The organism is Mediterranea sp. An20, assembly GCF_002160055.1.
Taxonomy (GTDB): domain Bacteria; phylum Bacteroidota; class Bacteroidia; order Bacteroidales; family Bacteroidaceae; genus Bacteroides; species Bacteroides avicola.
On sequence record NZ_NFJV01000001.1, the window covers coordinates 197,170 to 218,014 of the forward strand.

At 53.1% G+C, this 20,845-nt stretch carries 12 protein-coding genes; 5 read left to right on the forward strand and 7 right to left on the reverse strand.

The genetic code is table 11. The annotated features are described in order from the left end of the window. Nucleotides 1-38: 38 nt before the first annotated feature. Nucleotides 39-1,586, forward strand: coding sequence for a YifB family Mg chelatase-like AAA ATPase (locus tag B5F34_RS00845; protein WP_087334054.1), 1,548 nt, complete (start codon nucleotides 39-41; stop codon nucleotides 1,584-1,586). A 112-nt stretch (nucleotides 1,587-1,698) separates the two neighbouring features. Here the strand turns inward: B5F34_RS00845 and B5F34_RS00850 are convergent, their stop codons facing one another. The 7 genes from B5F34_RS00850 to xerD all read right to left on the reverse strand — a co-directional run bounded on the left by B5F34_RS00850 (nucleotide 1,699) and on the right by xerD (nucleotide 17,191). Continuing rightward, on the reverse strand, nucleotides 1,699-3,783 hold the full coding sequence (locus tag B5F34_RS00850; protein WP_087334279.1) for an acetate--CoA ligase family protein: 2,085 nt from the start codon (nucleotides 3,781-3,783) through the stop codon (nucleotides 1,699-1,701). Between the two features lie 75 nt (nucleotides 3,784-3,858). Next, nucleotides 3,859-5,412, reverse strand: a complete 1,554-nt coding sequence (locus B5F34_RS00855; protein WP_204245560.1) for an arylsulfatase — start codon at nucleotides 5,410-5,412, stop codon at nucleotides 3,859-3,861. 251 nt (nucleotides 5,413-5,663) lie between these two features. Continuing rightward, nucleotides 5,664-7,679: a RagB/SusD family nutrient uptake outer membrane protein gene (locus B5F34_RS00860; RefSeq protein ID WP_087334057.1), complete on the reverse strand. Its 2,016-nt coding sequence runs from the start codon at nucleotides 7,677-7,679 to the stop codon at nucleotides 5,664-5,666. Between the two features lie 14 nt (nucleotides 7,680-7,693). Beyond that, complete coding sequence (locus B5F34_RS00865; RefSeq protein ID WP_239448738.1) at nucleotides 7,694-10,813, reverse strand: TonB-dependent receptor; 3,120 nt, start codon at nucleotides 10,811-10,813, stop codon at nucleotides 7,694-7,696. 663 nt (nucleotides 10,814-11,476) lie between these two features. Then, nucleotides 11,477-13,678: a sodium-translocating pyrophosphatase gene (locus B5F34_RS00870; protein WP_087334061.1), complete on the reverse strand. Its 2,202-nt coding sequence runs from the start codon at nucleotides 13,676-13,678 to the stop codon at nucleotides 11,477-11,479. A gap of 285 nt (nucleotides 13,679-13,963) precedes the next feature. Further along, nucleotides 13,964-15,658, reverse strand: a complete 1,695-nt coding sequence (locus B5F34_RS00875; RefSeq protein ID WP_087334064.1) for a tetratricopeptide repeat protein — start codon at nucleotides 15,656-15,658, stop codon at nucleotides 13,964-13,966. Nucleotides 15,659-16,255: 597 nt separating this feature from the next. After that, on the reverse strand, nucleotides 16,256-17,191 hold the full coding sequence (gene xerD / locus B5F34_RS00880; RefSeq protein WP_087334066.1) for a site-specific tyrosine recombinase XerD: 936 nt from the start codon (nucleotides 17,189-17,191) through the stop codon (nucleotides 16,256-16,258). 125 nt (nucleotides 17,192-17,316) lie between these two features. Here xerD and aroQ point away from each other — a divergent pair, with 125 nt between their 5' ends. The 4 genes from aroQ to B5F34_RS00900 all read left to right on the forward strand — a co-directional run bounded on the left by aroQ (nucleotide 17,317) and on the right by B5F34_RS00900 (nucleotide 20,844). Then, nucleotides 17,317-17,736: a type II 3-dehydroquinate dehydratase gene (aroQ, locus tag B5F34_RS00885; protein ID WP_087334068.1), complete on the forward strand. Its 420-nt coding sequence runs from the start codon at nucleotides 17,317-17,319 to the stop codon at nucleotides 17,734-17,736. 61 nt (nucleotides 17,737-17,797) lie between these two features. Continuing rightward, nucleotides 17,798-18,574, forward strand: coding sequence for a porin family protein (locus B5F34_RS00890; RefSeq protein ID WP_140392924.1), 777 nt, complete (start codon nucleotides 17,798-17,800; stop codon nucleotides 18,572-18,574). Between the two features lie 36 nt (nucleotides 18,575-18,610). Next, a complete protein-coding gene (gene pyk, locus B5F34_RS00895) occupies nucleotides 18,611-20,068 on the forward strand; it encodes a pyruvate kinase (protein WP_087334072.1) in 1,458 nt (485 codons plus the stop codon). 143 nt (nucleotides 20,069-20,211) lie between these two features. Beyond that, nucleotides 20,212-20,844, forward strand: coding sequence for a class I SAM-dependent methyltransferase (locus tag B5F34_RS00900; RefSeq protein ID WP_087334074.1), 633 nt, complete (start codon nucleotides 20,212-20,214; stop codon nucleotides 20,842-20,844). Nucleotide 20,845 lies beyond the last annotated feature (1 nt).

Below are 20,845 nucleotides of genomic sequence, written 5' to 3' on the forward strand. Positions count from 1 at the left end.
TCCACCTACTTATTTTTTATCTCTTATTTCTGAATACCATGTTAATAAAGACTTATGGCGCCGCCGTCTTGGGTATCGACGCCACCCTCATCACCATTGAAGTCAACAGTTCCAAAGGCTGCATGTTCTATCTGGTCGGTCTGCCCGACGCAGCTGTCAAGGAAAGCCACCGCCGCATCCTGTCGGCTTTGCAGGAGAGCGGATGCCGCCTGCCCATGACCAATCTGGTCATCAACATGGCACCCGCCGACATCCGCAAGGAAGGCGCCGCCTACGATTTGCCTCTTGCCATCGGTATGCTGGCTGCCACCGAAGCCATGCAGGATGTCGAAGGACGGCTGAACCGCTTCCTGCTGATGGGCGAACTGAGCCTGGACGGCACGTTGCAACCGGTCAAAGGCGTGCTGCCCATGGCTATCAAGGCACGCGAACTGGGCTTTGAGGGAATGATTGTTCCCCGTGCCAACGCCCGCGAGGCAGCGGTGGTGAACCACCTGGCCGTCTATGGCGTGGACAATGTACGCGAGGTAGTGGAGTTTTTCAACGGGAAACGGACGCTGGAACCCACAATCGTCAACACCCGCGAAGAATTCTTCGCCCGGCAGAGCCAGTTCGACCTCGACTTCTCCGAAGTGAAAGGGCAGGAAAACGTAAAGCGGGCCCTCGAAGTGGCAGCGGCAGGCGGACACAACATCTTGCTTATCGGGGCGCCGGGCAGCGGCAAGTCCATGCTCGCCAAACGACTGCCCGGCATCCTGCCTCCCTTGTCGCTGGGAGAAAGCCTGGAGACTACGAAGATACACTCCGTTGCCGGCAAACTGGGCAGCGAAGGTGGACTTATCTACAAACGTCCCTTCCGCGACCCGCACCACACCATCTCCATGGCAGCCATGACCGGAGGCGGCAACCAACCGCAGCCCGGCGAAATAAGTCTGGCACACAACGGCATCCTTTTCCTCGATGAACTTCCCGAATACAACCGCAGTGTGCTCGAAGTGCTGCGACAGCCGCTGGAAGACCGCAAGATAACAGTGGCGCGCGTGAAATATAGTGTGGAATATCCCGCCAGCTTTATGCTCGTGGCTTCCATGAATCCCTGTCCCTGCGGCTACTACAACCATCCTACCAAACCTTGTGTATGCACTCCCACTCAGGTGCAGCGGTATCTCAACCGCATCTCCGGCCCGTTGCTGGACCGCATCGACTTGCAGATAGAAGTGACGCCCCTGCCTTTCGAGAAGATGGCGGATGCCCGCCCCGGTGAGTCGAGCGCAGCCATCCGCGAACGTGTGGTGCAAGCCCGCCGCCGGCAGGAGAAACGTTATGCCGGAGTACCCGGCGTGTACTGCAACGCGCAGATGAACAGCCGCCTGCTGGCACAGTATGCACGCCCGGACGAGGCTGGCCTTGCCATGCTGAAGACGGCCATGACGCAACTTAATCTTTCGGCACGGGCCTACGACCGCATCCTCAAAGTGGCACGTACCATAGCCGACATAGAGGGAAGCGACAACATACGGCCTGCACACTTGGCGGAAGCCATCGGCTACCGCAACTTAGACCGGGAGGACTGGGCCATGAAGTAAGTAGTACCCGAAATGATTCAGGCGCGGATTCCGCAGATGCTTCAAGGCTCTTTCAATTGCCTGTAAGCTCTGCGGAATCCGCGCCTGATGTGATATGGGCCGACAGCCAATGCTACTCCAACGTGCCGTCGGCTGCCACCGGTTTCTCGATGCATATGCGTGCATCCACGGCAATGATGTGCTTCTCCGTACCCAGCAGCGGGTTGATGTCCATCTCTTTGATTTCGGTGGCGAAACGCAACAGGGTAGAAAGCCGTACGATGATTTCGGCAAACTTGTCTTCATTGACGCCCTGTTGCCCGCGTGTGCCTTTGATAATTCTGTAGGCTCGCAGCGAACGTATCATGGAGTAGGCTTCGGCATACGACAGCGGAGCGAGTCCCGATGATACGTCTTTCAGCACCTCTACGAAAATGCCTCCCAATCCGCACAATACCACGTGGCCGAATTTTTCTTCGTACTTGGCACCGATAAACAGTTCTGTACCCCGCAGCATGGGTTGTACCATGACCGCCGTGGCATCGGGAATCTGCATCATGCGGTCGAACTCCAGCGCCAAGTGCTGTTCGCTCTTGATATTCAGCACCACGCCCCCCACGTCCGACTTATGCACGGGCCCCACTACCTTAGCCACTACGGGGAAGCCGGTGCGGCGCGCAAAGGCCAAGACCTCCTCTTTCCGTACCGACACGAATTCTTCCACCACCGGTATGCCAGCCGAACGCAGCAGTGCCTGCACCAAGTAGGGCGGCAGGTAGCCGTCGTCTTGAATGGAGTCGATGATACGGCGGATACGCGGCACATCCACGCCGAACAGTTCTATTTCGTTGGAGGCAGGACGCGGGGCGTTGACGATGCGTGCCAAAGCAGTGGCCAGCGTCACCTCGTCGGAAAAGTTGACATGCCCCTTGGCCAGAAAGTCCGCCACCTCGGCTCCGGCAGTATTTACCGACGGCAGAATGGGGAAGATGGGTTTACGGCAGGTCTGCATCTTCTCGTGCAATACGTCGTACATTTCAAACATCTGCACCAGGCCCGGCGTACCGAAAATGGCCATCACGGCATCAATGTTATCCAGTTTCTCTTCGCAGTAATCCAGGCAGAGACGTAAATGTTCGGGGGTGCCTGTGGCCAGAATGTCGATTGGATTGCCTACGGCAGCACCCGGATAGAGCCTGGCTTTCAGTTCGTCGGCAAGCGGTCCTTCCAAGTGTGGCACGTTCAGCCCTCCTTTGCTCAGCGCATCGGTCAGCATCACTCCCGGTCCGCCTGCATGAGTCACGATAGCGAAGTTCTTACCTCGCAGTTCGGGCAGGGTAAAGACGCATCCCACCGTGGTGAGTTCTTCACGTGAGAAACAACGCACGATACCCGCCTTGCGGAACAGGGCTTCGACGGCCGAGTCACTGCTGGCTATGGCACCCGTATGCGACGATGCCGCACGGCGGCCACTCTCGCTGCTACCCGCCTTGATGGCAGCAATGCGGCACCCTTTGCGGATAAGTGATGAGGCATGTAACAACAGGCGGTCGGGGTCGGCAATGCTTTCGATGTAGAGAAGCTTGATGCGCGAGTCACGTTCCGGGTCGAAGTGTTCGTCCATATAGGCCAGCACATCTTCCACGCCAATCTGTTTAGCGTTACCCACCGACCATACCGAGTTGAAGAGAAGGCCTTTGGTGACAGCACTTTCAAGAATAAATACAGCCGTAGCGCCCGAACTGGAGATGAGGTCGACACCTTGGGGGTGCAGTTGCGGGATAGGCTGCGAGAAGACGCTGTGGTGCCACGTGTTAAGCAAACCAATGCAATTAGGGCCGATGAGTGCAGCTCCGTGTCTGTTCACCGTTTGCAGGATGTGTTCTTCCAGCAAGGCTCCTTCGTGTGTCTCTTCACCGAAGCCAGCCGAAAGAATGATGAAGGCCTTCGTTCCTTTCTCTGTCAGCACATCCACTGCTTCAGGGCAGGCAGCGGCAGGAATGGCGAGTACAGCCAAGTCGGCAGCGGGTGCTTCCTGCACCGATGGCCAGGCTTTCACTCCCTGCACTTCTGCTTCTTTGGGATTGACGGCGGCCAACGTACCAGCGAAGTGTCCGTTCAACAGGTTGCGCAGGATAGCGCCGCCGGGTTTATGTATGTTGTTCGATGCACCTACTATAAGGATGCTCTCAGGATGGAGGAGTTGTCGGTTAATCATAGCGGAAAAGAGGAGCAACCCTTCCTTCCGGTCTGCTCCTTTCCCCAAGAGAGACCGGCAAGAAGGGCATTATTTTTATTTAGGTAATGTAATCGGGAATAACTTGCTTTCTCTGTGTTCTTGCCGGATGATGTCCGTCAGCTGCTTCACGATGTCGGGATGTTCGGCTGCTACATCATGGTCTTCGTGAATGTCCGTCGCCAGGTTATACAGGCGGGGAGTACCTTTGACCACCACCATTTTCCAGTCACCTGCACGTACGCCAATCTGGTCCGTTTCATGAAACTCCCAATAAAGGAAGTCATGCTTCTGCTGCCGGTCGTCCTGTCCCAGCAAGGTAGGAGCGAAGGAGATGCCGTCGAAGCAGTCGCCCTCCAGTTTCTTGTTCAGGTATTTCTTGGGGAAACGTTTGTCTCCTGTCAGTTCGCAGAACGTAGGCATTACATCGTAGAAAGCCAGCTGATGGTCGTTTACTGTTCCGGCAGGCACATGTCCCGGCCACCATGCAATGAACGGCACACGGATGCCGCCTTCGTAACACTGGCGTTTCAGTCCGCGCAACTTGCCGTCCCGTCCGAAGAATTCAGGATCAGCCCCGCCCTCTTCGTGAGGGCCGTTATCGCTGCTGAAGATGACCAGCGTATTCTTGTCCAGACCTTTTTCCTTCAGTTTGGCTAGTATTTCGCCCACATAAGCATCCAGTCGGGTAATCATACCGGCAAACTCGGCATGCGTATGTTCTGCGGGATTGTAACGCGACCCTTCGCTGCCTCCCCACGTCTTGTCGGTGAAGAACTGCTTTTTATAGGCTTTCAGGATAGAGTCGTTGGGCTGTGCCAGCTCGGCATGGGGCAGTGTGTAGGTAAAGAAACCATAAAACGGCTGACTACCGTCCTGCTTGTCCAGCCACTCCAATGCCTTTTGATGAATGAGATCGGCAGAGTATTGAGTACGCTTCTTATAATCGTCGCCAAACATGGGATATTGGATGTTCTCTTCCAACACTTCGCGCACCACTGCCGTATCACCGGCCGACCGGCTGTAGCGGTTCAGGAAGTTTGGATAATACAGATGGGCCTGGAACTGGCAAATATAACCGTAATATTCGTCCACACCCCGCTTGTCCGGTGTAGACACCGAGCCTTCGTAGCCGCCAGCCCATTTGCCGAACATACCAGTGGTATAGCCGTTGCGTTTCATCACTTCGGGCAAGATAATGTGTTGCGGGTCGTAAGGCTCCTGTCCAACTACGGCATGGTCTACATTCTTGCCATACATCACCGTCTGACCATTGTTCCAGTATTCCTTATTGCCTCTCACGTGTCCGTGTCCCGAATGTTGTCCGGTCATCAGCGATGCACGCGACGGGGCGCTGACAGGACTTCCGGCGTATGCTTGTGTGAAGCGCATTCCTTCTTCGGCCATACGGTCCAGATTGGGAGTATGAATATATTTCTGTCCATAGCAGCCCAAATCGCCGTATCCCATATCATCGCACAAGATAAAGATGATGTTGGGTTTCCCGTTTTTATCTGTTTTATCTGTCTGCCCGGCAGTTTCAGTGCCTGCTGCACTTACTGTTGCCAGCAGACCGGCCGATAACATCGTAAGGGTTCTGATTTTTTCCATAATCTACGTTTTTAGAGTGTTAGAGTATCATTCTGCAAAAAGTGCCTAAATTTAAAGAAAAGGGCTGGTACGTTTACCTGTCGGAGGAAGTTTTTCTTTCAGATTAACAATTATTATCGCATCCTGTGGCATCCGAGCCTGCTAAAGTTGCACAGGCAAACCTACAAAAATCCCCCACCGCCTCACGGCGGCAGGGGACTGCAAGTGTTGTAAATTCTCTTGTGTGGTATGTTATGAAACAGTTGTTATCATTATTTCTCAGCCGGCATAGATGCCTGTGTCGGCCAACCCCACGTCTGGTAAAGTACCGAAGTACTTACATTCTCATCCGGAGACAGCAATTGAATCTCACGAATAGGAAGCGGAGAATTGTAGTGGGCATTCATCCATGTGTAGCCATCGAATACGCTATTACCGGAGTTAACACGGTAAGGACGAACATACACGCTCTCTGTTCTGGAAGAAATATTTGCGTCCGGATCTGTAGGACCTTCCACATAGCTAATTCTGGCGTGCATTTCGTTATAGACGGCTGTCTGATACATGCTGGTCCAGAAGTTAACACCTTCCGGCATATACGGTGTGTTAACCAATTGGTCCATAGAGCACCAACGTACCAAGTCATCCCAACGCATACCTTCACCTACAAATTCGCAGCGACGTTCACGACGGATGTTGTATAAGGTCCTGTCGGACAACAAAGTTCCAGTTGAATAAGCACCCCAGTCGCCTTTGCCTTCTTCGCTCATGTTTGTAGCGTCAATCGTCTTCTGATAGTCGGTATCCACATGGGCACGAGTACGGATAGCGCGCCAGTAGCTTTGAGAAGAAGCATCCAGACTTCCGTCACGCATATACTGAGCCTCCATGTAGTTCAACAGTGCCTCTGTGCCACGGAACACAATCTGTGCGGTTTCACTATAACCGTCACCGAAGCTGTTCTGTTCCCAGTCGAAGCTTTCACCTTTACGAATTCGGTAACCCGTTACATCACCCATCTGGTCGGTACGTGCCGGTGCCATGATCGGAGTGAAATGATAAAGAGTGTCACGATTGTTGGTAGTGAACGGCAAATAGTTGCTTTCACCGAACACGAAGAGCTGCAAACGTCCGTCGCGGTCAGCCTTTACATTATTCAATGTTTCATCGCCATGATAGCCCGAACCTGCCGCATAGATAGGCAGACCGTTCGCCATTAGGAAGCTTTCCACATATCCCTTCAGCAGACCGATACCACCGCTACTGGAGATATAGGCCGGAACACCGTGCTGCACGGTGGTAGTACCCACCGTACCATAATCTTTCCACATCAGGACTTCATCGACACCAGACAAATCCATGCTGGAATACATTTCGAAATAGGGATTCCATCCCGTAGCCGGACTGGCAGGATTCTGGTCCAGTACCATAGTATTTTCTGTCAGTTGAATGTTATCGGCCACCTGCTTGGCAGCATCCATTGCTTGCGTCAGCAATCCCTCCACATGCACATCTACGTCGAAGGTATAATTCGGATGAATGCTGTAACCTGGCCAATCGGCATCACCCGGAACGCGGCCCGTACCTTTATGGTAACGTTCGTAAGAAGCCTCATAAAGGGCTACACGCGACTTAACCAACAGAGCGACCTGCTTGTTGATACGGTTGTTGGCCTGGAAGCCTTTATCATGCAACAGTTCAATGGCTCTATCCAAATCGGCCAAGATAAAGTCTGCCACTTCGTTGCGAGGCATACGAGTACCGTGAGCCATCAGGTCTTCTTTATTATCGGTTACCACTTCTGTCACGATGGGATAATCACCGTACGTCTTCAAGCGGGAGAAGTAAACCCAAGCACGAAGGAAATACATTTCACCGATATAATGCGCAGCATCAGGATAGCTGGTATAGAATCCGGATTCATATCTGGGCAACACTTCCTGGAAGAAGTAATTGCAATAACGGATTTGTCCAAAGCCCAGGTCACCACTATGAGGAACCAGCCAGAGGTCCTTGGTGAAACGGCTTGTATTGGGGCTGCTCGCAGCCATGTTGTCCGTGGCAGCATCCGCATTGATAATAGCTCCCTGTCCCCAACCGGAAGGAGTCGTGAACATTTCATTGTAACGGGCAATAGAATAAGCACCCAGTTGCTCGTCATTCTGGAAGTAAGATTCGGGAGTAACGTTCGAAGGTGGTTCCAAATCGAGGAAGTCATTACAGCCCGTGAAAGTCAACAGGGAAGTTGCTACCAGACCTGTTGCAAATAGTTTTCTATGTAATTTCATTGTCTTAGCTGAATTTAGAAGTTAATGTTTACACCCACGGAAAGCACACGCTGCAAGGGATATACCTTACCAACAAAGTTGCTGCTGCTGTTGTTATAGGCATCACCATTAGATTCCGGGTCGAACGCATTGCTCAGAGAAGTGAACGTCAGCAGGTTGTCGGCAGAGAAATAGAGACGGAGACGCTCGATGCCTGCCTTCTGTGTCCATACCTTCGGGAAAGTATAACCCACTGTCAAGTTCTTCAGACGGCAATAAGCACCATTCTGCAGATAACCGGTCTGTACTTGCTTGTTACGGCTGGTAAATGAAGGACGCGGGAGGTATGCATCAGTGTTTTCCGGAGTCCAGTAATCCAGAGCTTCGTCAAACATGCTGGACTGCCATTCATTACCGCCATCCGGGCCCCAGAAATAAGTACCCGTAGTCCACAAATCGCGTTTGCCCACACCTTGGAAGAATACGCGGAGGTCAAAGCCTTTCCATGCGGCATCCAATGTCACACCATAGTTGAAACGCGGTGTGCTATTACCAATGATACGGCGGTCACCCGGATCGTCCACAGTATTGGCACCCGAATTGACACGACCATCACCGTTAAGGTCGGCATACATAATATCACCAGCTCCCCAGTTGCTACCAAAGGCATCCTGGTTGGCATTGGCCAAGTGGTTAGCCATCTCTTCATCGCTCTGTGCAATGCCGATGGTGGTATAACCCCAGATTTCACCCAGCTTCATGCCATCATAATAAGTGCTTCCTATGCTCTTAGAGGGATTCGGATAGCTGGTTACTTCCTGCTGTGCGTCAGACAGGTTGAACTTAACGCCATACGAGAAATCACCGATATCATCGCGCCACCCCAATTCAAATTCAAAACCATAAGACTTCAAGTCGCAGTTATTCACGCTCGGCACGCCGGTACCCAGCAGGCTGGACAGTTCAGGAGCAGGACCTACCATGTCAAGAGTCTTGCGGACGAAGTAGCCGATGCTACCATTCAAGCGACCGTTCAGCAAGCCGAAATCAAGACCGAGGTCCCACGACTGGATGGTTTCCCACGTCAGTGAAGAGCTGACCAGACCGGGCATATTAGCATAAGAGAGAGCCTGTCCGTTTACAAACCAACCGTAATTGTTGCCGGTAGGCATGGTCAGATAGAACGGATACCAGCTGTTGGTGGCAGTATTACCCAGCTCACCCCAAGAACCTCTCAGTTTCAAAGTAGTGATGCTGGTCTTCTGAGCCAAATCCTCAAAGAACGGTTCACGGGCGATGTTCCAACCGGCAGAGAACGACGGGAAGAGTCCCCAGCGCTTGTCACCCACGAAACGGGAAGAACCGTCGTAGCGGAGGTTAACCTCAGCCATATAGCGATCTTCGTAAGCGTAGTTGACACGACCAAAGAAACCGGCTACCGCATAGTGCTGATATTCACCGGCAGCCCAATAGGCACCTGTAGCGGTATTGATGGTAGGCACGTTCGGAGTAATAAGGCCGTCACGTGTAGCATCTATCTGGCGTGTAGTGTACTTTTCTGCATTGAAACCGAGTAACACCTTGAAGTAATGTCCGTTATCAAATGTCTTGGAATAGTCCGTATAGAGGTTAGTAGCATAATAATTCTCGCGGTATGTATATTCTTCCACACGGCTATCGCCTGCGGGAAGGCCGCCACCGCCCACCAGCCATGACATTTCCACCGGATTGCCGTTTATGTCCCAATAGTAGACCGGCAGAGTTTCTGCATGCGTGTACTGTGTATTCGTACGGATGCTACCTTCCAGGTTGATGTGCCAGTCCTTAATGGGCTCGATGACAATAGCCAGCTGGTTGGTATAAATATCGGTCTGACGACGCGTAATACCACCATCCTCCATCTGCTGGATGCCGCTTTCATTCATCGGATAGCCATTGGGGTCGTAAGCAGCATGGATAGGCCATTCACGTGCTACGTTGTGGAAGAAAGAACCCTGCAGATAAGTAGGACGTTCGAAGTCAGTACGTGTCCACTTCGTAGAGTAAGTAAACTTGATCCAGTCTGCCATCTGGGCCGTCATCTTACCGTTCAAGGTATAACGGTTCTGGGTATCCTCACCGTGACGGATCAGACCGTTCTGATTCAAGAAGCTGCCGCTGAAATAATACTGCATTTTTTCATTACCGCCGCTCACACTGATATTGTGTTCGTGCGAAGGAGCCCAGCGGCCGTAGAATTCATCAATCCAGTTAATATTGTCGTTGGAGCCTTCGTTCCACTTCGCCCAGTTGGTTCCGTTCGGAATGGTTGTGGCTGTAATTCTGCCGGCCATGAAATCCTGGATGCGCTGCATATATTCCTCATTGAACATAATACCTGCGCCATCGTTGATTTTTGCCTGGTTGAACGCCGTAGCAAAATCATACGAGTTGGACACGGTCGGAAGACCGATTGGGTCATTGAAACGGACGTTACCCGAATAGTTGACTTTCGGCTTACCGCTTTGACCGCTCTTGGTGGTAATCAAAATCACACCGAAAGCAGCACGGGCACCGTAAATAGACGAAGAAGAAGCGTCTTTCAAAACGGAGATGTTCTCAATATCATCGGGATTCAGAGAGTTCATGTCGCCTTCCAGACCGTCAATCAACACCAACGGGGAAGCGCTGGAACCCGTACTGATGGTACCTGCACCACGGATATTGATGCTCATCGTGCCATCCAGCGAACCACCACCGGTACCTACACTCAGGTTCAAACCCGGAATCTGGCCCTGCAAGGCTTGGGACACATTGGCGACAGGACGAGATTCCAACACGTCTGATTCAACCATAGAAACGGCACCCGTCACGTTCACTTTCTTCTGGACGCCGTAACCTACTACTACCACCTCGTCCAACAGTTCCGTATCTTCATGCATGACAATGTTCAGCGGCGTACCGTCCCATTTCACCTCAACGGGCTTGTAACCCACATAGGTGATTTGGATGACGTCTCCCTGCTTGACATTGGGAATGCGGAAGTTACCGTCAATGTCCGTGATGGCACCATTGGTTGTACCTTTAACTACTACGGATGCACCGATAATTGACAATCCTGTGGCATCCTTTACTACACCTGTACAAGCGCCGTCCTGCTGCTGTTCGGCTCTCATACTTAGTCTTTCACCAGGCGATGCCTGCACCGTTCCACCATAAATGGCGCAGCAAAGGAGCAAGGCGCTGATAGATTTAAGCTCTTTTAGCATAATAGATAACTTTAGCTTAACAAATTGATAATAGATTGCCACAAATATAGTAAAAGAATTCAAAAGATTTTTTACCCAAATGAAATAAATTTGTAATATTGACTTAATTTTAACTCTTGTTCACTGTTTAACCGCTATAAAAGGGGTTCAGAAAGGGGTAAAAGACCGTTTTAGTTCCTACCGCATCTAAAATAACTGAATTTTGTCGTATTGGAAAGAAAAGGAAATCGAAGTTCATACCTATTTTAATAACGCCGTCTCCAAAAACAGTGACCTTTGAGGCTTTTCCGGCTAATATATAACGACCCGGCTTCCCATAGATTGGCAGCACGCTACATATATATAAGAAAGAAGGACCGTAAGCCGTGTCTCCTGCACCGGGAAACCGGCAAGCCCAAGGGCACTCCGCGTACAAAGGACAAACGGCTGTCTCTCTCCGTTGCTGCCTACTAAACACAAAGGCACAGCGTCTTTTGTTGCCGCCACCTGCCACCGAAAGGAGCATAGCGGGAAAAGACTCTGTGCCTCTGTGTTATTTACGCCCCCGCAACCGGGGAAAAGGCTACTGCATCAGAACAGGCTCCATGCCACGGTAAGTCCCGCCATGACAATGGCAACCATGCTCATCAGCTTTACCAGAATGTTCAGGCTGGGGCCGGAAGTATCTTTGAAGGGGTCGCCTACGGTGTCACCCACCACGGTGGCCTTGTGCACTTCACTTCCCTTGCCGCCGAAGTTGCCTTCTTCTACATACTTCTTGGCATTGTCCCACGCGCCTCCTGCATTTGCCATGAAGATGGCCAGTACGAAGCCCGTGCTCAGTCCACCGATAAGCAGACCCATCACGCCGGAGATACCGAAGATAAGCCCCGTGCCCACGGGAGCAATGATGGCCAACAGCGACGGCAGCACCATCTCGCGCTGGGCGCCCTTGGTGGAGATAGCCACACAACGTTCATAGTCCGGTTCGGCGCGTCCTTCCAGAATACCTTTGATTTCACGGAATTGGCGGCGTACCTCTGCTACCATGCGGGCAGCGGCGCGTCCCACGGCGTTCATGGTCAGTCCGCAGAACAGGAAAGCCATCATGGAGCCGATGAACATGCCCGACAGCACACGCGGGTTCATCAGCGTCACGTCGTAGTAGCGCATAAAGTCGAAGAATGTGGCGTCTTGCAGCGGAATCTGTTCACTGCCAATCTGCAACACGGTAGTGCCCAGGCGGTCCAGTCCGATGCGTATTTCCTCGATGTACGAAGCCAGAAGCGACAGCCCGGTCAGTGCGGCAGAGCCGATGGCAAAGCCCTTGCCCGTGGCAGCGGTGGTATTGCCCAGTGAGTCGAGCGCATCCGTGCGGCGGCGTACTTCTTCGCCCAAGCGCGACATCTCGGCATTTCCGCCCGCATTGTCAGCGATAGGCCCGTAAGCATCGGTGGCCAGCGTAATGCCCAGGGTAGACAGCATGCCCACCGAAGCAATGCCGATACCGTAGAGGCCCATGGCTACGTTGTTGAAGTCGAACCCCGACGCAAAAAGGTAGGAGGCTATGATACCCACCACCACGGCAATGACCGGAATGGCAGTAGAGAGCATGCCCAGTCCGATGCCTGAGATGATAACGGTGGCGGGACCCGTTTTGCCACTTTCGCTCAAGCGTTTGGTCGGCTTATAGGACTGCGAAGTGTAATATTCCGTGGAGCGGCCGATAACTACTCCGACCAGCAGACCCACCACGACGGAGCAGGAAATCCACATCCAGTTGTCGATGCCGAGCAGCCACAATATAAGAAAGGTAGCAGCTACAATGAGCACAGAGCTGAGGTTGGTACCCAGCGAGAGGGCGCCCAGCAAGTCTTTCATCTGCGCATTTTCTTTGGTACGCACGGCAAAGATGCCGATAAGCGACAGGAGGATACCTACGGCGGCAATCAACATGGGGGCAATGACGGCTTTAAACTGCATCACCGTGTCGTCGCTATGCAGAAACGCCGCAGCGCCCAGGGCAGCAGTTGCCAGTATGGAGCCGCAATAACTCTCGTAGAGGTCGGCACCCATGCCTGCCACGTCGCCCACGTTGTCGCCTACGTTGTCGGCAATAGTGGCGGGATTGCGCGGGTCGTCTTCAGGAATACCGGCTTCGACCTTGCCTACCAGGTCGGCACCCACGTCGGCCGCTTTGGTATAGATGCCTCCTCCCACACGGGCAAAGAGTGCCTGCGTGGAGGCTCCCATGCCGAAGGTAAGCATGGTAGTGGTAATGACACAGAGTTTTTGCGTAGGAGTGATGGCATCTGCCGGGATAACGGCGTTCAGCAGCAGATACCAGAAAGATATATCGAGCAGGCCGAGCCCCACGACTACAAGCCCCATCACCGCACCGCTGCGGAAGGCAATGCGCAGCCCCGAATTAAGCGACTTGCGGGCCGCATTGGCCGTGCGGGCCGAAGCGTAGGTAGCGGTCTTCATGCCGAGATAGCCCGAAAGGCCCGAGAAGAAGCCTCCCGTCAGGAAGGCGACAGGCACCCAGGCGTTTTGCACGTGGAAGCCGTAGGCCATGATGGCGAACATGACGGCCAGACACACGAACACGATACCCACAATTTTGTACTGTTGTTTCAGATAAGACATAGCCCCCTTGCGCACGGCGGCGGCAATTTTCATCATTTGGGGGGTGCCTTCACTTTCCTGCAGCATCTGCCGGTGGAAATACCAGGCAAAGAGCAAAGCAAGGACAGAAGAGGCCGGAACCAGCCAGAAGAGTGTTTGTTCCATGTTGCTAAAGGTTTTAAAGGTAAGGAATTAAAGTTACTGTGTATTTCTACATTGAAATGTGAGTCGAATTTAGCGACTTCGCCTGAGAAAAACAAGTTTATGCAAGCAACTTTAATAGTTTATCACGTTTATTGTCCGATGGGATGTGTGCAGGTGCCGGACAAGGTATGACAGGAGGCACATAGATAACAAAAGCCAAGCCCATCGGGCGGGCGGCAAGAGACTCACCGCCCACCTGCGGGCTTGGCTATTTAATTGTAAATTCGCTATGGAATCCGACGAATATTACTGCACGATGCTCATAAAGTCTGCGTTAGTGAAATACTTGGCAAACTCCAGGTCGACGGCAGCTTTCTTGGCCAGCGACGGGTTGGCAGACACAGCTTTCTTCAGGCTGGCGGTAACTGCCGACGGATTGTTGGTGCGTGCGGCGAGCACGGCCTTCAGATAATCCGTATAAGCATCGGGTGTCTGGATGCCGTCCAGCGTCGTGCGTGCCTTGTTGTAGTTCTTGGCAAGGATTTGTGCCAGAGCGGCGCTGTTGGTCTTCGTTTCGCCGAAAGAAGCTACAGCCTGGTCGTACTTGCCTTGAGCGATGTAAAGGTTACCCATGGCCTCGTTCAGTCCTTCGGCACCGGCAGCCTTACCCAGGTAAGTCTCAGCAGCAGCCACATCGCCTTTCTTCAAAGAAATAAGACCCAGGTTCATGTTGGCTTCGGGCGATTCCTTGTGTTGCAGCGATTGCTTGTAGTAAGACTCTGCTTTGTCCATGTTGCCTTGCTGGTAGTAAATCTTACCGATATTGTTGTAGGCGCGGCAATCTTCGGGATAAAGCTTGACAGCCGACTGGTAGATGTTCATTTTCTCATTCTGGTCATTGGTCAGCGTGGCGGCATAGAGCAACTCTTCCAGGTTCAGTTCGGAAGCGTTTTCTTTGGCCAGCTTGCTGATTTCCTCGTCAGACTTGCCAATGATTTCATAGTTCAGCGTCAGGCGTGAACGACGCAGTTGCGGCAGGATCTCGTCGGCCAGCGTCTTGTAGACAGCGGAGATGTTCTTGATTTCCTGCTCACGCTGTTCGGGGTCGCTATACATGGAGAGGACGCGCAAGATGAGTTCCTTGTCTTGAATATCCGACTTGGAGACAAGTTCCTGGAATCCTTCCCAGTCTTCAGCCGTATATTGTGCATCGACGGGGGCAGTGATGTCGGCTTTCTTCAGCTCTCTGCCCAGCGCCTTTTCGGTATTGTCGCGGCGCTTCTCGGCCAGACCGGTGTTCAAATCCAGTCCACCATCAGGCGAAGCATAAGCAGAGATTTCGATGTCGGTAATCTTCTTGTTCGCCGATTCGTTGATATCCTTGGCTTCTGCCGTGAAGTTCTTGGCGTTCTTCAGTTCGCTGGCGCGGATGTTGGCCTGCTGGATGAGGAACATGATATTGGCATCGCGTTTTTCCTTGATGACGCGCTGGAAGGCATCGTTACCCGTAGCAGGTGTAGCGCTTTCAAGCGTCTGTTCCACCATCTCGGAAGTCGAGATAACGCCGTCGGCCACTTTCACGGCGGGGATTTCCACCGTCTTCTTGCCTACCGTAGCCTTAAACTCCAGATAGAGTTCGGACTTGGCCATTTCGGGCACATAATCAAACGAAGTGCGCAATGTGTAGTTACCGCCCATCTTGTAAGAGATGGTCTGGTCGTTGCCCTGCACTTTCTCTCCCTGGAAAGTGGTTGCTTCGCCACGTGCCTCGCCGCCGTCCCAACGCAGCACGGGAGTAACTTCCACGATGGCTTTCTTGTTGAAGTACTTTTCGGGGAACTTACCGTTGATGGTGGCAGGCACTTTACCGGCATCGGCTTCAAGCACCTGAGGCGTCACGGTGAAGTAGTCGGATGACAGTTCACCCATTTTGCTGCTGCAGGCACTCAGCACTGCAAGCATCAAGGCCCCTAAAAAGGGCACACATAATTTCATTCTCATTGCTGTTACAGTTTTTAAAGGTTATTATTATTTACGGTTGTTCGTTTGTTTCCATATTCTTTCAATATGCCTCTTACAAATATACCGACTTGAAGGACAGTTGTTCGAAGAAAGGTCTATCTTTTATTGAAATTTAACACACGTATATCACCCGCCACATTGACAGCAAACGACCGACAGGGAAAAGGCATTTCGCCAAAAACATACAGACCATTGATTTACAAGCTGATATATGTCATATTCAGGCATCAGGCAGAGCGGATTCGCCTGCCCTGCCCTACGGGGTGCCGATTCTTACCGGAGAAGTGTCGAATATGACAAACCGTCCTGCCTTTTTGACAAATAATTTCGACATCCGGGAGCTGAGTTCCAACCTGCCGTGACAGCGCAGACAACCGGGAAGGCAAGGCTTGCCACGACCTGCCCTCCCGTTACAAGGCAACTTCCTAAGCAGAAGAAGCCGATTTCCCAGGTATAAGCAGCGGCTTCCCAAGCGATAAGCAGCAGGTCTGTTATATATAAGAAGCAACCTTCTGTCTATCAGTACGTTTTAAAGAAGTATAGCGACCGATGCGCGTCCTGCGGGCAGGACGCGTATCAGTGGTTTTCGGCATAGCGGATGTTACGCGGGTGATGGGTGATGATTTCCTCGCGCAGCATCTGGCGGTCGATATGCGTATAGATTTCGGTAGTGGTAATAGATTCATGCCCCAGCATGGCTTGGATGGCCCGCAGGTTGGCTCCACCTTCCAGCAGGTGAGTGGCAAAGGAATGCCGGAAGGTATGGGGGCTGATGTTCTTGGTGATGCCTGCCCGGTCGGCAAGTTCCTTGACAAGGTGAAACACCATGATGCGCGAGATGCGGTTGCCCCAGCGCGCCAGGAACACGTAGTCTTCGTTGCCCGGTTTGATGCGTCCGTGGCAACGGTCGGTGAGCCAGTAGTTGATTTCCCGGATGGCACGGGACGAGATGGGCACTAAGCGCTGCTTGCTTCCCTTGCCCTCCACGCGGATGAAGCCTTCGCCGAAGTAAAGGTCGCTGAGGCGCAACCCGCACAGTTCGCTCACACGCAGCCCGCAGCTGTAGAGTGTTTCGATGATGGCCCGGTTGCGCTGCCCTTCGGGTTTGTCCATGTCGACGGCAGCGATGATGCGGTCGATTTCTTCCACCGTCAGCACGTCGGGCAGGTGCAGCCCTATCTTGGGGCCTTCGAGCAGCTCTGCCGGGTCGGCCTCCAGATAGTCTGCCATCACCAGGAAGCGGAAGAACGACTTGACGCCCGAAAGGATGCGTGCCTGCGAACGCGGATGGATGCCGATGTCGTGCAGACCTGCGCTGAAGGCCTGCAGGTCGTTGAGGGTCACATCCAGAAAGTTTTTTTCCTCCGAACGCAAGAAGTCCAGCAGTTTCTGCAAATCCTGCTGGTAGGCCTCGACCGTATTGGCCGAGAGCGACTTTTCCAGCTTGAGCCATTGGACGTATTCCTTGATAATCAACGCTTGTTTATCCTTATTTGACGTTTTCTTTTCCATATTCCTATCTTTTTGCGTATCTTTGCACGGCAAAGAGCAGGGCAGGCGAATGCCGCGAATACCTATTCCCGCCTGGCTGTCCGCATCTTGCCTCATGCAAAGATAGTGCAAATATACAGGATAATATGAAGAAAATACAAATCATTAACGGTCCCAACCTGAACCTTCTGGGCCGCCGCGAACCGGGTGTTTACGGCTCGGAGTCTTTCGACGGTTTCTTGGCCGTCCTGCGCGAGACCTATAAGGAACGGGCGCAGATAGACTTCTTCCAGTCCAACATCGAGGGCGAACTTATCAACCGGATTCACGAAGTGGGCTTTGACTACGATGGCATCATCCTCAACGCCGGCGCTTACACCCATACGTCCATCGCCCTGCAAGATGCCATCCGCGCCGTGCCCGCTCCCGTGGTCGAGGTACATATCAGCAACGTACATGCCCGGGAAGCTTTCCGCCACGTATCAATGATAGCCGGTGCCTGCCGGGGGGTGGTCTGCGGTTTCGGACTGGACTCGTACCGCCTTGCGCTCGAAGGGTTGCTGTAAAGATGAAATGCTCCGACATCCTGTATGTCCGTGCCTGATTAATCCCAAATAACCTATAACTATGTATGCTGTAACAAAACGAAAAACTATTTTTCCCGCATTGGCAGGACTGCTGTTGCTGTTTGCCACCCTCCTTCCACCCACTGCCGCCGCACAGGGCCGCACCTTGGATGCCGAAGACGTAGAGGGATGGTATGGCGGCGTGCTGGGAGGATTTCCCTTCGGGTTCAGCAACACCTCCACCAGTTTCGGCGCCGACCAGACCCGCTTCGGCTGGACGGCTGTGCTTTATGGGGGATACCGCTTCAACCCCGTGCTTTCACTCGAAGCACAGGCCATGTGGGGCAAGGTACACATGACGGCCCTCGATGACTACCGCGGGCTCTGGCTGGGCGACGACGGCCGTCCTTACGAAGCCCCCCAATCCGGCATGGACGGATGGGCTTATGACCACCTGCAAAGCGATGCCGCCCTGCAACGCTATGGTTTGCAGCTCAACGTCAATGTACTGGGATTCTTCCCGCGCACACGCTATAGCCGCTGGTCGCTTGAGTTGTCTCCCCTGCTGGCAGCTGTGGGAGCACGCACCCACTACCGCGACCGCGAAGGAGGCGAAACGCTGAAAACTTTCGGCCGACGATGGCATCTGGGGGCGGGAGGCAACCTGCAGGTTAACTACCGCATAGGACGCCGCTTCATCGTGGGTATTTATACCAATGCCGTTTGCCTCACCGGAAAGAAGATGGACGAGATGCCCCACTTGTCCGACCGAGCCAACATAGTGTGGGACACGGGTCTGAACCTTGGCTGGTTCTTCGGCAAAGGCAAGCATAAATGAGACAGGATAATATTAATATAATAAGGTAAAAAGACTATGTTATTGAAACAAACCAAGATTGTAGCTACCATCTCCGACAAGCGCTGTGAGGTGGATTTCATACGCCAACTGTTTGAAGCGGGCATGAATGTCGTCCGCCTCAACACCGCACACCTGGATTTCGACGGACTGGACAAGCTCATCGGCAACGTGCGTGCTGTGTCCAACCGCATTGCCATCCTCATGGATACCAAAGGCCCCGAGGTGCGCACTACCCTGCTGGCAGAACCCATCGACTTCCATACGGGCGACCGTGTGCGGCTGACGGGAGACCCCAACCGCGAAACAACCCGCGATTGCATCGCCGTAAGCTATCCCGACTTCGTGCGTGACGTCCATACGGGAGGACGCATCCTGATTGATGACGGCGACCTGGAATTGCTCGTTGTGGAGAAGACAGCCGACGCCCTCGTCTGTGAAGTACAGAACGAAGCCACCTTGGGTAGCCGCAAAAGTGTCAACGTGCCCGGCGTGCGCATCAACCTGCCGTCGCTCACCGAACGCGACCGGCGCAACATCGACTATGCCATCCGCAAGGACATTGATTTCATAGCCCACTCTTTCGTGCGCAACAAGCAGGACGTGCTCGACATCCGCGAGATTCTCGACGCTCAGAACAGCGACATCAAAATCATCGCCAAAATTGAAAACCAGGAAGGAGTGGACAATATCGACGAAATCCTCGAGGTAGCAGACGGCGTGATGATTGCACGCGGCGACTTGGGCATTGAGGTGCCACAAGAACGCATCCCCGGCATACAGCGCATACTGATACGCAAATGTATCCTGGCCAAGAAGCCTGTCATCGTAGCCACACAGATGCTGCACACGATGATTAGCAACCCGCGCCCCACCCGTGCCGAGGTGACAGACATCGCCAACGCCATCTACTACCGCACCGATGCCCTCATGCTCAGCGGCGAGACGGCTTATGGCAAATATCCCGTGGAGGCTGTAAAAACCATGACCAAGATTGCCGCACAGGCCGAGAAAGACAAACTGCCCGATAACGACATACACATCCCCTTGGACGAAAACAGCAACGACGTTACTGCGTTCCTGGCCAAACAAGCCGTCAAAGCTACTACCAAACTGAAGATACGCGCCATCATCACCGACAGCTACAGCGGACGCACGGCCCGCAACCTGGCTGCCTTCCGCGGCAAGTACCCCGTGCTGGCTATCTGCTACAAGGAGAAAACCATGCGGCACTTGGCTTTGTCCTACGGCGTCGAGGCTATCTACATGCCCGAACTGGCCAACGGACAGGAGTATTACTTCGCTGCCCTGCGACGCCTGCTGAACGACGGCAAACTGCAACCTACGGACATGGTTGGCTACCTGAGCAGCGGAAAGGCCGGCACACAGACTTCTTTCCTCGAAATCAACGTGGTGGAAGATGTGCTGAAGAATGCCGACGAATGTGTGCTGCCCAATAGCAACCGATACCTCTAAATAAAGAAAGAATGAAGAACGGCCGCCGTGAAGCGAAATGAAAGGTTCGATTCCGCTTATCCGGCAGTTCTTCATTCTTCAACGCTCATTATTAATTCTTCACTCTGCCGCGCAGCGGCCATTCTTCCTTCTTCCCTAAAACGATGCTTACCGACGACTACATTCTTTCGCACATCGACCCGGAGCCGCCTTACCTGCACGCTCTCTACCGCGATACACACCTCAAGCTGCTCTATCCGCGTATGGCTTCCGGTCACTTGCAGGGCCGCCTGCTCAAGATGCTGGTGCAGATGATCCGCCCGCAACGGGTATTGGAAATAGGTACTTACAGCGGTTATTCCGCCCTCTGCATGGCCGAGGGATTGCCCGAAGGAGGCCGCATCCTGACTTACGAGATAAATGACGAGCAGGAAGAATTTACCCGGCCGTGGTTCGACAATTCGCCATACGCTGCCTGCATTGACTTCCGCATCGGTGACGCATTGAATGAGGTGCCCCGTTTGCAGCAGACTTTCGACTTAGTATATATCGACGCAGACAAGCGCAAGTATGTGGAATATTACGAAATTTCCCTCCAGTGGCTGCGTCCCGGTGGCTACATCATTGCCGACAATACCCTATGGGACGGTCACGTGCTGGAGGAGCATCCCCGCCCGTCCGACTTACAAACCATCGGCATCCGGCATTTCAACGACCTCGTGGCACAGGACCAGCGGGTGGAGAAAGTCATCCTTCCCCTACGCGACGGACTGACATTAATCAGGAAAAAAGACTGAA